The 12,561-nt window shown below is 66.9% G+C and carries 13 protein-coding genes; 8 read left to right on the forward strand and 5 right to left on the reverse strand.

The genetic code is table 11. The annotated features are described in order from the left end of the window. Positions 1-4: 4 nt before the first annotated feature. Both DNK34_RS20345 and DNK34_RS20350 read left to right on the forward strand, forming a co-directional pair. A complete protein-coding gene (locus tag DNK34_RS20345) occupies positions 5-898 on the forward strand; it encodes a TauD/TfdA dioxygenase family protein (protein ID WP_131177076.1) in 894 nt (297 codons plus the stop codon). Between the two features lie 29 nt (positions 899-927). Then, the gene (locus DNK34_RS20350) at positions 928-1,827 is read left to right on the forward strand and encodes a TauD/TfdA dioxygenase family protein (RefSeq protein WP_131177077.1); all 900 of its coding nucleotides are present in this window, start codon (positions 928-930) and stop codon (positions 1,825-1,827) included. A gap of 403 nt (positions 1,828-2,230) precedes the next feature. Here the strand turns inward: DNK34_RS20350 and DNK34_RS20355 are convergent, their stop codons facing one another. From DNK34_RS20355 to minC, 5 genes are all read right to left on the reverse strand, one after another. After that, complete coding sequence (locus tag DNK34_RS20355; protein ID WP_207401622.1) at positions 2,231-2,809, reverse strand: class I SAM-dependent methyltransferase; 579 nt, start codon at positions 2,807-2,809, stop codon at positions 2,231-2,233. After that, positions 2,809-3,444, reverse strand: coding sequence for an RluA family pseudouridine synthase (locus tag DNK34_RS20360; RefSeq protein WP_131177079.1), 636 nt, complete (start codon positions 3,442-3,444; stop codon positions 2,809-2,811). Before DNK34_RS20360 ends, DNK34_RS20355 begins: the two co-directional genes overlap by 1 nt. Before the next feature lie 211 nt (positions 3,445-3,655). Further along, positions 3,656-3,910 (reverse strand): cell division topological specificity factor MinE, encoded by a 255-nt coding sequence (minE, locus tag DNK34_RS20365; RefSeq protein ID WP_070883881.1) that lies wholly within the window; start codon positions 3,908-3,910, stop codon positions 3,656-3,658. Beyond that, positions 3,907-4,722 carry a septum site-determining protein MinD gene (minD, locus tag DNK34_RS20370; protein WP_131177080.1) on the reverse strand — a complete coding sequence of 272 codons (816 nt, stop codon included), beginning with the start codon at positions 4,720-4,722 and terminating at the stop codon, positions 3,907-3,909. The genes minE and minD overlap by 4 nt, the downstream gene beginning before the upstream one ends. A gap of 227 nt (positions 4,723-4,949) precedes the next feature. Further along, entirely contained in the window at positions 4,950-5,687 is a 738-nt protein-coding gene (minC, locus tag DNK34_RS20375) for a septum site-determining protein MinC (protein WP_131177081.1), read from the reverse strand. A gap of 340 nt (positions 5,688-6,027) precedes the next feature. Between minC and DNK34_RS20380 the strand changes: the two genes are divergently transcribed. Genes DNK34_RS20380 through DNK34_RS20405 form a run of 6 tightly spaced genes read left to right on the forward strand, consistent with a single transcriptional unit; the run spans position 6,028 to position 12,499 of the window. After that, entirely contained in the window at positions 6,028-7,431 is a 1,404-nt protein-coding gene (locus DNK34_RS20380; protein WP_131177082.1) for an LLM class flavin-dependent oxidoreductase, read from the forward strand. Positions 7,432-7,447: 16 nt separating this feature from the next. Next, on the forward strand, positions 7,448-8,407 hold the full coding sequence (locus DNK34_RS20385; RefSeq protein ID WP_131177083.1) for an AMP-binding protein: 960 nt from the start codon (positions 7,448-7,450) through the stop codon (positions 8,405-8,407). Further along, positions 8,404-9,180 carry an ABC transporter ATP-binding protein gene (locus tag DNK34_RS20390; RefSeq protein ID WP_131177084.1) on the forward strand — a complete coding sequence of 259 codons (777 nt, stop codon included), beginning with the start codon at positions 8,404-8,406 and terminating at the stop codon, positions 9,178-9,180. The genes DNK34_RS20385 and DNK34_RS20390 overlap by 4 nt, the downstream gene beginning before the upstream one ends. Beyond that, positions 9,180-10,061, forward strand: coding sequence for a branched-chain amino acid ABC transporter permease (locus tag DNK34_RS20395; RefSeq protein WP_131177085.1), 882 nt, complete (start codon positions 9,180-9,182; stop codon positions 10,059-10,061). The genes DNK34_RS20390 and DNK34_RS20395 overlap by 1 nt, the downstream gene beginning before the upstream one ends. A gap of 4 nt (positions 10,062-10,065) precedes the next feature. Beyond that, positions 10,066-11,130: a branched-chain amino acid ABC transporter permease gene (locus tag DNK34_RS20400; RefSeq protein WP_131177086.1), complete on the forward strand. Its 1,065-nt coding sequence runs from the start codon at positions 10,066-10,068 to the stop codon at positions 11,128-11,130. 28 nt (positions 11,131-11,158) lie between these two features. Further along, positions 11,159-12,499, forward strand: coding sequence for an ABC transporter substrate-binding protein (locus tag DNK34_RS20405; protein WP_131177087.1), 1,341 nt, complete (start codon positions 11,159-11,161; stop codon positions 12,497-12,499). Positions 12,500-12,561 lie beyond the last annotated feature (62 nt).

Consider the following 12,561-nt stretch of genomic DNA (forward strand, 5'->3'; position numbering starts at 1 on the left):
CGCCATGACTCGACCCGCCGTAGCCCCCATCCCTCCGCTCGAACTCGACCTGCTTCCCGTCGCCGGCCGCATCGGTGCCGAGGTGCGCGGTGTGCAACTGTCCGCCAGCCTCGACGAGGCCAGCGTGGAGGCCATCCAGCGAGCGCTGCTGCGCCACAAGGTGCTGTTCTTTCGCGAGCAGCGCCTGGACGACGCGCAGCAGGAAGCCTTCGCCGCGCGCCTCGGTGAGCCGGTGGCCCATCCCACCGTGCCGGTGCGCGACGGCAGCCGCTACCTGCTGGAACTGGACAGCGCCCATGGCACCCGGGCCAACACCTGGCACACCGACGTGACCTTCGTCGCGGCCTACCCGAAGGCCTCGATCCTGCGCTCGGTGGTGGCGCCGGCAGCCGGTGGCGACACCGTATGGGCCAATACCAGCAGCGCCTACCAGGATCTGCCGGACGCGTTGCGTGAACTGGCCGACAAGCTGTGGGCGGTGCACGGCAACGATTTCGACTACGCGAGACCCGACGTCGATCCGGTGCGCCTGGCGCAGTACCGCAAGGTGTTCGCCTCCACGGTGTACGAAACCGAGCATCCGCTGGTGCGCGTGCACCCGGAAAGCGGCGAGCGCAGCTTGCTGCTCGGCCACTTCGTCAAGCGCATCAAGGGCCTGTCCCAGGGCGACTCGCAGCGCCTGTTCGAGGTCTTCCAGGGCTATGTGACGCGCCTGGAGAACACCGTGCGCTGGCGCTGGCGGGCAGGCGACGTGGCGATCTGGGACAACCGCGCCACCCAGCACTACGCGGTCAACGACTACGGCGACCAGCCGCGCGTGGTGCGCCGCGTGACCCTGGCCGGTGACGTGCCGGTGAGCATCGACGGCCAGCGCAGCAGAACCCTCGGCAATTCCTGAGCCCACCCATTTTTCAAGGCGAACGAACCATGACCCAGACCGCCCAGGCGCTGCCGTCGGCAGCGCTTCCCGACGACTTTCGTATCGAACCGCAACAGGCTCCGCTGGGGGCCCGCGTCCACGGCCTGGACGCCCGCCAGGCGCCCAGCGCCGCGCAGATCCTGCAACTCAAGCAGGCGCTGCGCGATCACCACATCCTGATCTTCCGGGGGCAGCAGCTCGACGATGGGCAATTCCTGCGCTTCACCTCCTGGTTCGGCTCGGTCTTCCAGCCGCATCCGGATTTCCCGGTGCTGTCGTCCGGGGCGGACGGCAAGGCGCCGGACATCGTCAAGGTGGCCAACGCCGAGGATGGCGAACTCGGCAACAGCGAACTGTCGGCCCATTCCGACCACCAGTGGACGCCCACGCCTTCCAGCGGTTCGCTGCTGTACGCCCAGGAAGTGCCGCGCGATGGCGGCGAAACGCTATGGACCAATCTGGCATTGGCCTATGACACCCTGGACGAACGGACCAAGGCGGAAATCGAGGGGCTGCGGCTGATCAACTACAACCCCTTCGTGCGCCTGCGCAGCGGCGACTATGGACGCATGGGCGAGATCACCTACCGTACGCCGGACATCGAGCCGATCCAGGGCACCGAGCATCCGCTGGTGCGCACCCATCCCGAGAGCGGCAAGCGCCTGCTGTTTCTCGGCGCTCGCACCGAAGTGGAACTGGTGGGCGTGGAACCGCAATACGGGCAGGCCCTGATCGCGCGCCTGCGCGAGCACCTGGCCAGGCCCGAGCTGTCCTATACCCATCGCTGGCAGGTAGGCGACATCGTCTACTGGGACAACCAGGCCACCCTGCATGCGCGCAACGCCTTCCCGGCCGACCAGCGCAGGCGCCTGCACCGGGTCAGCCTGGCGGGCAGCCGGCCGTTCTGAAGCAGCGGCAAGCGTCAAGCCACAAGCGGCAAGCTGTCCGTGGTAGAGGAGGGCCATGCAGGGTGGACCGGGGCGCGTAGCCAACGCGCAGCTTGTCCACGCGGTGGCGGCAAACAATGGAAATGGCAGGTCTTGTCGGCGGGCAGCCCGTAGCCTGGGTCGAGCGCGTAGCCTGGGTTGAGCGCAGCGATACCCAGGGGCAGCCCGAAGACCTCGAAGCTGCTGCCCCGTGTTACGCCTTCGGCCAGCCCTGCGCGTAGCCTGGGTTGAGCGCAGCGATACCCGGGAGGCGTGTGCGAACACCGCGAATCCGCGGCCCCGGGTTACGCCTTCGGCTAACCCGGGCTACAAAGCAGGTAGGGTGGACAACGCGAAGCTTGTCCACCGGGCGGTTGTGAGGTCATTACGATTGACGCCTGGCCACCACGGCGAACAGGTGCCAATGCTTGGTGCGGCCGACGGCGGTCTGGCCCCGGCGGTCGATTTCCTGCAGGTCGATGATCTGCCAATGCTGGAACAGGTCTTCGACCTCGGCGCGGGTGTGGATGGTCAGGCCGTCCTGGGCCCAGCCGTCGCGTTCGCCGAAGAAGTGTCCGGCGAATAGGCCGCCGGGTTTCACGGCCTGCTCGATGCGCTGCCAGAGGCCGGGAAAGTCAGCGGGCGCACAGAACGGCAGGGAGAAGCTGCTGTTGATCAGCTCGGCGGCGGGCAGCTCGACGTCCTGGAACGGGCGGCATCCGCAGCGCAAGGCCGCGCGTTGCTCGCCGGGCACCAGGGGCTGCAGGTAATCGAAGGCCAGCGGTTCGGCATCCACCGCCAGCACCTGCCAGCCCCGACGCAGCAGCTCCAAAGTGTCGCGGCCGGCGCCGCAGCCCAGATCCACGGCCAGGCCGGGTGGCGCCTGCCAGTGTTGCAGGGCCAGCAGTAGCGAGGGCATTGCCGGCGCGCCCTTGGTGTTCTCGTAGAAGCGCTGGATATCCATCAGAACGGCGCCGGGCACTCGAAGCGCAGGCGTTCGCCGCTCTGCGGGTGGGTCAGGCCGAGCAGGCTGGCGTGCAGGCACAGGCGCGGCCAGGCGGCCAGGGCCTGTTCGTGGGCGTAGAGGCCGTCGCCGAGCAGCGGGTGACCGATGGCCAGCATGTGCACGCGCAACTGGTGCGAGCGACCGGTGATCGGGGTCAGTTCGACGCGGCTGTGTTCGGCATGGCGTTCGAGCACGCGCCAGTAGGTCAGGGCGTGCTTGCCCTGTTCGTGGTCGACCACGTGGCGCGGTTTGCTCGGCGGGTCGTAGCGCAGCGGCAGGTCGATGCTGCCGCTGTCATCCTCGGGCGAACCCCAGCACAGGGCGGTGTAGGCCTTTTCCGTCTCGCGGTCGTGGAACTGGCGGGACAGTTCGCGGTGGCTGTCGGCATCGCGGGCGAGGACGATCAGGCCCGAGGTTTCCCAGTCCAGGCGATGCACGATGCGCGCTTCCGGGTAGCCATTCTCCTGCAGGCGGGTGACCAGGCAGTCCTTGTTGTCTTCGGCGCGGCCGGGCACCGAGAGCAGCAGGGTGGGTTTGTTGATCACCAGCAGGGCGGCGTCCTGGTGGACGATTTCGATTTGGCTGAGCGGCATGGGCGTTCTTTGGGTTGGGCGATGAAAACGAAAGGCGGCCATCGAGGCCGCCATTCGTTTACCTAACTAGGAAAAATCTATTCTGGGCTTTGCGAGCTAGAGTCCAGCAAGGCAAAAACAGGCGAGGAAGCGGAGTGTACTTTTGTACATGAGCATTTCGAGCCTGTTTTTAACGCAGCAGGGCCGACGCGCAGCAAGCCCAAATAGATTTTCAACGATCCGGCAGGGTGATGTTCAGCTCCAGGATCGAGCAGCTGCCCTGGTTTTCCAGGGCGACCTGCACCTGATCCGAGTCGATATTGACGTACTTGCGGATCACCTCGACCAGTTCCTGCTGCAGGGCAGGCAGGTAGTCGGGCTGGGTGCGCTGGCCACGTTCGTGGGCGACGATGATCTGCAGGCGCTCTTTGGCGATGGAGGCCGTGGCTTCCTTCTTGCGCGAACGCAAGAAGTCAAAAATATTCATTCTCGACCTCCGAACAGGCGTTGCAGGAAGCCCTGCTTCTTCACATCGAGGAAGCGGTGCGCCACTTCCTTGCCGAGCAGGCGATCCACGGCATCGCTGTAGGCCTGGCCGGCGTCGCTCTGGTCGTCGAGGATCACCGGTACGCCCTGGTTGGAGGCCTTGAGCACGGCCTGGGATTCGGGGATCACGCCGAGCAGGCGGATGGCGAGGATTTCCTCGACGTCCTCGACGCCGAGCATTTCGCCGCGGGTGACGCGCTCCGGGTTGTAGCGGGTCAGCAGCAGGTGTTCCTTGATCGGCTCGCCGCCCTGTTCGGCGCGGCGCGATTTACTCGCCAGCAGGCCGAGCATGCGGTCGGAGTCACGTACCGAGGAGACTTCCGGGTTGGTCACCACGATCGCCTCGTCGGCGAAGTACATGGCCAGGTGGGCGCCTTTCTCGATACCGGCCGGCGAGTCGCAGACCACGTATTCGAAGTTCTCGCCCAGCTCGGTGATGACCTTTTCCACGCCTTCCTGGGTCAGGGCGTCCTTGTCACGGGTCTGGCTGGCGGCCAGCACGTAGAGGTTCTCCAGGCGCTTGTCCTTGATCAGGGCCTGGCTGAGGGTGGCTTCGCCGTTGACCACGTTGACGAAGTCGTACACCACGCGGCGTTCGCAGCCCATGATCAGGTCGAGGTTACGCAGGCCGACGTCGAAGTCGACGATGACGGTCTTGTGCCCGCGCAGGGCGAGGCCGGTACCGATGGCGGCGCTGGTGGTGGTTTTACCGACGCCACCTTTGCCGGAAGTGACTACGAGGATCTTGGCCAAGGTGATTCACCCCAAAAATGAAGAAAAAACGGGAGCCTGCCAGCAACTGGCGGTCTGTCGGAAAAATCGGGCTGAGCGCGATCGGTGCTGCTCGCTGGCCGGAAAAGCGGGGCGTTCCAGGCGTTTCACGATGCCGATGGGGCTTGCTCCCGGTGATTGTTCTGACAGTCCGCCTGAAGGCTTCCAGGTGCCCTTTGTGTGTCCTTTGAAAGTGGCGGCAGTATCCGTTAAAGACGGGTGATGTTCAACACGTCCCCCGACAGGCTGACCTGCACGGCGCGCCCCCAGTTCGGGTCGCGGCGCAGGTCCTCGGCAACCTTGTACTGGCCGGCGATGGAGAGCAGTTCGGCGCCCATCTGCTGGCAGAAAATGCGTGCCTTGCCATTGCCCTTGACGCCGGCCAGAGCCCGGCCGCGCATCGGTGCGTAAACATGGATGTTGCCATCGGCGAGAAGTTCCGCACCGGCACTGACCGGGGCCAGTACCACCAGATCGCCACCCTGGGCGTAGATCTGCTGGCCGCCGCGTACCGGGGTGGTGACCACCCGGGTCGGCTTGATTTCCGGCTCGGCGGGTTTTTCCGGCGGCTTGGGCGTGGCCTGGGCGCCGGGGTCGATGGGCCGTTCGCGGGCGCCGGATGGCGGCAATACCGGCAGGTCCAGGGCATTGGCCGCGAGAATGTCCTCTTCGCGGTTGGCGCGTACGGCCAGGGTGCGCAGGCCATGCTTGCGGCACAGGGCCATCAGTTCGCCGAGGTCCAGGCGGCCCTCGCTCTGCGGCAGCTTGTCGAGCGCCAGCACCAGCGGGGTGTTGCTGAAGAAGTTGGGGGCCTGGGCGACTTTTTCCGCCAGTTGCAGGTCGAGGCGGGCGAGGTCGTTGTGCGCCAGTTCCATCACGGTGATGGCCAGCATGCTGCCTTTGAGCTGGAACACGGGGTCTTGGGCGAGGAGATCAGCTTGGCTCATGGTCTGCCTGATGCGGCCTTGGAAAAGTAGCGGGACTTATAACGAGAACGGCTGCCGGGCTCAAGCGCAAAAGCCGTGGATGTCGCCACGGCCCGGCACATCGGCGGTCGGCGCGACGTTGCTGGCGCAGGCGGCCACAGGCCGGCAGGCGCGCGGTCGCGGCAACTGTTCTCCAGCGAACAGTTGATCAACAGCGTGTATGCCGTGATACAGGAGCGATTCCGTTCGGCAATTGCAACATGTTGATAATAAAGTGATTTTTGAGTGGCACGGTTTGTGATTCATGCCCTTGCAAAGCGTGCGCCCAGGCGCCGTGAACCATTGCCCAGGGGGAGGTTGCATGCCACGGGAAATTCGCTTGAATGCGTTCGAAATGAACTGTGTCGGTCACCAGTCGCCGGGATTGTGGGCGCACCCCCGCGACCGCGCCTGGCAGTACAAGGATCTGTCGTACTGGACCGATCTGGCCCGGTTGCTGGAGCGCGGCAAGTTCGACGGCATCTTCATCGCCGATGTGATCGGCATCTACGATGTCCTGGGCGGCAATGGCGATGCCGCCATTCGCCAGGCCACCCAGGTGCCGGTCAACGATCCGCTGGCGCTGATCACGCCGATGGCGCTGGTCACCGAGCACCTGGGCTTCGGCCTCACCGCGTCGCTGACCTTCGAGCACCCGTATCCCTTCGCCCGGCGCCTGTCGACCCTGGATCACCTGACCAAGGGGCGCATCGGCTGGAACATCGTCACTTCCTACCTGGACAGCGGGGCGCGCAATCTCGGGCAGAAGGCCCTGAGCGACCACGATGCGCGTTACGACTATGCCGACGAGTACCTCGAGGTGCTGTACAAGCTGTTCGAGGGCAGCTGGGAGGAGGATGCGGTGGTGCGCGACCGCGTGCGCGGCATTTTCAGCGACCCGGACAAGATCCACGCGATCAACCACCACGGCAAGCACTTCCAGGTGCCCGGCATCCATTTGTGCGAACCCTCGCCGCAGCGCACGCCGGTGCTCTACCAGGCCGGCGCGTCCAGCCGGGGCAAGGCGTTCGCCGCCGGCCACGCCGAGTGCGTGTTCGTCGCCGCGCCGTCCAAGGTAGTGCTGAAGAAGACCGTGGCCGATATCCGCCGCCGCGCCGCCGAAGCGGGGCGGGACCCGCGCAAGGTGCTGATCTTCAACATGCAGACGGTGATCGTCGACGAGACCGACGCCAAGGCCCGGGCCAAGTGGCAGGAGTTGAAGGGCTACACCAGCTACGAAGGGGCGCTGGCGCTGATATCCGGCTGGACCGGTATCGATTTCGCCCAGTACCGGCCGGATCAGGTGCTCAAGCATATCCACACCAATGCCATCCAGTCGGCGGTGGAAACCTTCTCCACGGCCGATCCCGACAAGCAGTGGACGGTACAGGAACTGGCCGACTGGGTCGGCATCGGCGGCTTCGGCCCGCTGCTGGTCGGCAGCCCGCAAACCGTGGCCGACGAGTTGCAGGCCTGGGTCGAGGAAACCGACGTGGACGGCTTCAACCTCACCTACGCCCTGGCCCACGAGACCTTCAGCGACGTGGTCGAGTGGCTGGTGCCCGAGCTGCAGAAGCGCGGCGCCTACAAGACCGAGTACGCCCCGGGCACCCTGCGCGAGAAACTCTTCGGCGACGGCCCGCGCTTGCCGCAGAGCCACCCGGGCGCCGCCTACCGCGATCCGGGGGCCTTGTCCGTCCGCGCGGCCACGGCCGTATCGGCCTGATCGGCGGGGAGTGGCCATGAGCATCCATGAACTGAACATCGCCCCGCCCGATCAGGTGCCCGACGAGGCCCTGGGGCATGTGCGGCGCTGGGCCGCGCAGCGGCCGCTGGAGATCGCCCTGCGTCACCGCCGCCGTGGCATCTGGAAGGCCTGGCGCTGGATCGATGTGCTGCGCGAGGTCGAACGCAAGGCCGCGGCGCTGCGCCAGCAGGGCTTCGGCGCCGGCTCGCGGCTGGCGGTCAGCGGCGCCTACGAGCCGACCCTGTTGCTGCTCGCCCTGGCGGCCAAGCAGCTGGGCGGCCATACCCAGTCGATTTCCCGCTACAGCCAGGGCGAGGCGTTGCGCCGCCAGGTGCTGGCGGGCAGGGCGGACTTCGCCTTCGTCCAGCGCCGCGAACAGGCCGCCGCCTGGCTGGCCATCGCCACCGACGACAGCCGGCCGCTGACGCTGTTCTGCGCCCAGCCGATCGCGGCCACACAGGGGCGCTGGCGGACCGTGCCGCTGTCGGCGCTGATCGAGGGCCAGCCCTCGACGGACAGCCAGGGCTGGCGTCAGGCCTACCGCGAACCGGCATCCTGGTGCGACGAGGGCAGCGAATGGGCGGACGGTCTGCGCGTGCTGCTGCAGCACTGGCTGGAGGGCGGCCAGGGGCTCGCCTTTCCGGAAAGCAGCGAGTCGGCGGCCCGCGATCGCCGCGAGATCGCCCCGGTGACCCTGCTGTTGTCGCCGCCACGCCTGCAACGGCTGGCCGCGGAGATCGAGGCGCGCCTGGCGCCCGCGGGCAGTTGGCGGCGGCGCCTGTGCGACTGGACGCAGCGCGCCCCCGGGCGTGGCGTGCGGCGCTGGATCAAGGCGCGGGTACGGCGCTTGCTCGGCTTCCAGCGCCTGCAGCGCATCGTCCAGGGCGCCGCACCGAGCACCACGCCTGCCACGGCGCCGATCTGGATCCGCGAATACCTGGAGCACGCCGCATGAGCGATGCCTCGGCCATTCTCGAAGTGCGCAACATCTCGTTGTCGTTCCAGGGCGTGAAGGCGATTTCCGACCTGTCGTTCGCCGTGCGCCGCGGCGAGATCTGCGCGCTGATCGGGCCCAATGGCGCCGGCAAGAGTTCGCTGCTGAACATCCTCAACGGGGTCTACCGCGCCGACTCGGGGGAGTTGCTGTTCAACGCCGAGCGCCTGGGCCGGATCCAGCCGCTGGGCGCCGCCCGCCTGGGCATCGGCCGTACCTTCCAGAACAACGCGCTGTTCAAGAAGATGAGCGTGCGCGACAACCTGCTGACCGGCCTGTCGCGCTTCCAGCGCACCCTGTTCCTCGAACAGGCCCTGGCGCTGCCCCGGGCCCGGCGCGAAGCCCGCGAGTTCGGCGAGCGGGCGGAAAGCATCCTCGAATTCCTCGAACTGCAACCCTGGCGAGATGTAGCCGTGGGCGGCCTGGCCTATGGCCTGCAGAAGCGCGTGGAGCTGGGCCGGGCGTTGATCGCCGAGCCGACGCTGCTGCTGCTCGACGAACCCATGGCCGGCATGAACGCCGAGGAGAAGCAGGAGATGAGCCGTTTCATCGCCGACATCAATCGCGATCTGGGCACCACGGTGATTCTCATCGAGCACGACATCAAGGTGGTCATGGGGCTGTCCGCCCACGTGGTGGTGCTGGACTACGGGCGCAAGGTCGGCGATGGCACGCCGGCCGAGGTGCAGGCCAACCCGGACGTGATCGCGGCCTACCTGGGAACGGTGCACTGATGAACTTCTTTCTGGAAACCCTGATCGGCGGGCTGCTCGCCGGCACCATGTACTCGCTGGTGGCGATCGGTTTCGTGCTGATCTACAAGGCCAGCGGCGTGTTCAACTTCGCCCAGGGCGCCATGCTGCTGTTCGCCGCGCTGACCTTCGTCAGCCTGCACGAGCAGGGCCTGCCCTTCGCCGTGGCGCTGGCGCTGACCGTGCTGGTGATGATCGTCGGCGCGCTGCTGATCGAGCGCCTGGTGCTGCGGCCGCTGGTCAACCGTTCGCAGATCACCCTGTTCATGGCCACCCTCGGCCTGTCGTTCATCATCGAGGGCCTGGCCCAGGGGCTGATGGGCGCCCAGGTGCGGGCGCTGGACCTGGGCATCGAGGACATCCCGCTGTTCGTCGGCGAGATCATGATCAGCCAGTTCGACCTGGTCGCCGCGGGCGTGGCCGCGGTGCTGGTGGCGCTGCTGGCCCTGCTGTTCAACAAGACCCGCATCGGCATCGCCCTGCGCGCGGTGGCCGACGACACCCGGGCGGCGCTGTCGGTGGGCATCGACCTGAACCGCATCTGGCAGATCGTCTGGGCCGTGGCCGGGGTGGTCGGGCTGGTCGCCGGGCTGCTCTGGGGCGCGCGCCAGGGCGTGCAGTTCTCGCTCTCGCTGGTGGTGCTCAAGGCCTTGCCGGTGCTGATCATCGGCGGCTTCACCTCGATCGGCGGGGCCATCGTCGGCGGGCTGATCGTCGGCGCCGCGGAGAACCTCGCCGAGGCCTACATCGGCCCGCTGATCGGCGGCGGCATCACGCCCTGGTTCGCCTACTTCCTCGCCCTGGTCTTCCTCTACATCCGTCCGGCCGGCCTGTTCGGCGACCGCGCCATCGAACGAGTCTGACGCCATGAGCCTGTCCACTTCACCCCTTGCCGCGACCTATGACCATGCGCCGCTGGCGCTGACCCGGCGGCGCTGGCCGCTGGCCCTGACGGCACTGCTGGCGCTGGCCTTCGTCGGCGTGCCGCTGACCGGCAGCGACTACTGGCTCAACGCGATCCTGATTCCCTTCCTGGTGCTGTCGCTGGCCGGCCTGGGCCTGAACCTGCTGACCGGCTACACCGGGCAGACCTCGGTCGGCGCCGCCGGCTTCATGGCCGTGGGCGCCTTCGCCACCTATGGCCTGCTGTTGCGCGTGCCGGGTCTGCCGTTGCCCCTGGCGCTGCTCGGCGGCGGCCTGATCGCCGGGGCGGTGGGGCTGGTGTTCGGCATTCCCAGTTCGCGGATCAAGGGCTTCTACCTGATGGTCACCACGCTCGCCGCGCAGTTCTTCCTCGAATGGGTGTTCGCCAAGTTTCCCTGGTTCTACAACTACGCCTCCTCGGGCACCATCAGTGCGCCGCGCCTGGAACTGTTCGGCTACAGCCTGGCCTCGCCGGTCGGCCGCTACCTGCTGACCCTGAGCTGCGTGGTGTTGCTGACCTGGGTGGCGGTGAACCTGGTGCGCAGCCAGGTGGGGCGCAACTGGATGGCCATCCGCGACATGGACACCGCCGCTTCGGTGATCGGTATTCCGGTGAACCGCTACAAGCGCCTGGCCTTCGCCGTCAGCTCCTTCTACCTGGGCATCGCCGGCGCCTTGTGGGCCTTCGCCTACCTGGGCACCGCCAGTGCCGGCAGCTTCGATATCAACCGCTCGTTCCAGCTGCTGTTCATCATCATCATCGGCAGCATGGGCAGCATCGCCGGCAACTTCATCGGTGCGGCCTTCATCAGCCTGACGCCGATCCTGCTCAGCCACGCCGGGCAGTGGCTGTTCGCCGGCAACGTCGATGCCGGGCAGTTGCAGAACCTGCAGAAGATCCTCTTCGGCACGCTGATCATCTGGTTCCTGATCAAGGAGCCGGAGGGCCTGGTGCGCCTGCTCGGCAACCTCGGCGAGCGGCTCAGGAACTGGCCGTTGCGCTTCTGACCCACCACCCCCGAGAAAAGTGAGCACCATGCGTAAACCCCTGCACCGCACGCTGCTGGGCGCGGCCTTCGTCCTGGCTGCGCAGGCCCTGCTGCCGACCCTGGCCCAGGCCGCCGCTGACGAACAGTTCATTCCCATGGCCACCTACCGGGTCGGCGCCTACGCCTCCAGCGGCATCCCCTGGTGGGCCGGCGAGATCGACTACTTCCGCTACATCAACGAGGTCGAAGGCGGGGTCAACGGGGTCAAGCTGGTCTGGCAGGAGTGCGAGACCGAGTGGAACGTGGATCGGATCGTCGAGTGCTACGAGCGTTACAAGGGTGGCCTCGATGGTGCGCCAACGGCGTTCTTCTTCACCCACAGCACGCCCGGTTCATACGCCCTGATGGAAAAGGCCGCGGCTGACCGCATTCCGCTGATCGACGGCGGCGGTGGTCGTACCGAATCCACTGACGGCAGTGTGTTCCCCTATGCCTTCCCGCTGCTGCTCAATTACTACGGCCAGGCCTCGGTCGGCATCAACCACATCGCCGAACGCGAGGGCGGGCTGGACAAGCTCAAGGGCAAGAAGATCGTCACCGTCTATCACGATTCCGCCTACGGCCGGGAAACCCAGGCGCCGATGCAGCTGCTGGCCGAGAAGTACGGTTTCGAGAACATCCAGATTCCGGTGGCCGACCCGGGCAACGAGCAGTCCGGGCAATGGCGCCAGGTGCGGCAGATCAAGCCGGACTGGGTGTTCCTGCGTACCTGGGGCGTGTCCACCCCGGTAGGGATCAAGACCGCCGCGCGCTTCGGCATCCCGGTCGAGCGCATCATCGGCGACGTCTGGGCCGGCTCCGAGGCCGACGTCATTCCTGCCGGACCGGCCGCCAAGGGTTATCAGGCCCTGGCGCCTTTCCCCGGTGGCGACGGCTTCGAGATCCACAAGCGCCTCAGGCAGCACATCCTCGATGCCGGCAAGAGCGATCTCAAGGATCAGCGCTACTTCGGCAAGGTGTACTACAACATCGGCCTGATCAACGCCGCCATTGCCGTGGAGGCGCTGCGCACCGGGCAGAAGAAGTTCGGCAACCGCCCGCTCAACGGCGAGGAAGGGCGCTGGGCCTTCGAGCACCTGGATATCGACGCCGCACGCCTGCAAGCCATCGGCTTCGAGGGCCTGCTGCCGCCGCTGAAGCTGTCCTGCTCCGACCACGAAGGTGGCGGTTCGGCGCGGGTGCAGCAGTGGGACGGCGAGCAGTGGGTGCTGGTGACCGACTGGCTGCAGGCCGACCGCGACACCCTGCGCCCGCTGATCGAAGCCAAGTCCGCCGCCTATGCCCGGGAGAAGGGCATCACCCCGCGCGACTGCGGCAGCGAACAGTGATCCCGACAACCGACTCCCTCGACCCGAAAACGGGACAGGGCGAACCCCCATTTCGTCCACGG

This window comes from Phytopseudomonas dryadis, from assembly GCF_004327355.1.
In the GTDB taxonomy this organism is placed as follows: domain Bacteria; phylum Pseudomonadota; class Gammaproteobacteria; order Pseudomonadales; family Pseudomonadaceae; genus Aquipseudomonas; species Aquipseudomonas dryadis.

Excerpts from the sequence above, each read along its gene's own strand:
- DNK34_RS20345 (WP_131177076.1), top strand. The coding sequence starts at position 5 with ATGACTCGACCCGCCGTAGCCCCCATCCCTCCGCTCGAACTCGACCTG.
- DNK34_RS20350 (WP_131177077.1), top strand. The coding sequence starts at position 928 with ATGACCCAGACCGCCCAGGCGCTGCCGTCGGCAGCGCTTCCCGACGAC.
- DNK34_RS20355 (WP_207401622.1), bottom strand. The coding sequence starts at position 2,809 with ATGGATATCCAGCGCTTCTACGAGAACACCAAGGGCGCGCCGGCAATG.
- DNK34_RS20360 (WP_131177079.1), bottom strand. The coding sequence starts at position 3,444 with ATGCCGCTCAGCCAAATCGAAATCGTCCACCAGGACGCCGCCCTGCTG.
- minE (WP_070883881.1), bottom strand. The coding sequence starts at position 3,910 with ATGAATATTTTTGACTTCTTGCGTTCGCGCAAGAAGGAAGCCACGGCC.
- minC (WP_131177081.1), bottom strand. The coding sequence starts at position 5,687 with ATGAGCCAAGCTGATCTCCTCGCCCAAGACCCCGTGTTCCAGCTCAAA.
- DNK34_RS20380 (WP_131177082.1), top strand. The coding sequence starts at position 6,028 with ATGCCACGGGAAATTCGCTTGAATGCGTTCGAAATGAACTGTGTCGGT.
- DNK34_RS20385 (WP_131177083.1), top strand. The coding sequence starts at position 7,448 with ATGAGCATCCATGAACTGAACATCGCCCCGCCCGATCAGGTGCCCGAC.
- DNK34_RS20390 (WP_131177084.1), top strand. The coding sequence starts at position 8,404 with ATGAGCGATGCCTCGGCCATTCTCGAAGTGCGCAACATCTCGTTGTCG.
- DNK34_RS20395 (WP_131177085.1), top strand. The coding sequence starts at position 9,180 with ATGAACTTCTTTCTGGAAACCCTGATCGGCGGGCTGCTCGCCGGCACC.
- DNK34_RS20400 (WP_131177086.1), top strand. The coding sequence starts at position 10,066 with ATGAGCCTGTCCACTTCACCCCTTGCCGCGACCTATGACCATGCGCCG.
- DNK34_RS20405 (WP_131177087.1), top strand. The coding sequence starts at position 11,159 with ATGCGTAAACCCCTGCACCGCACGCTGCTGGGCGCGGCCTTCGTCCTG.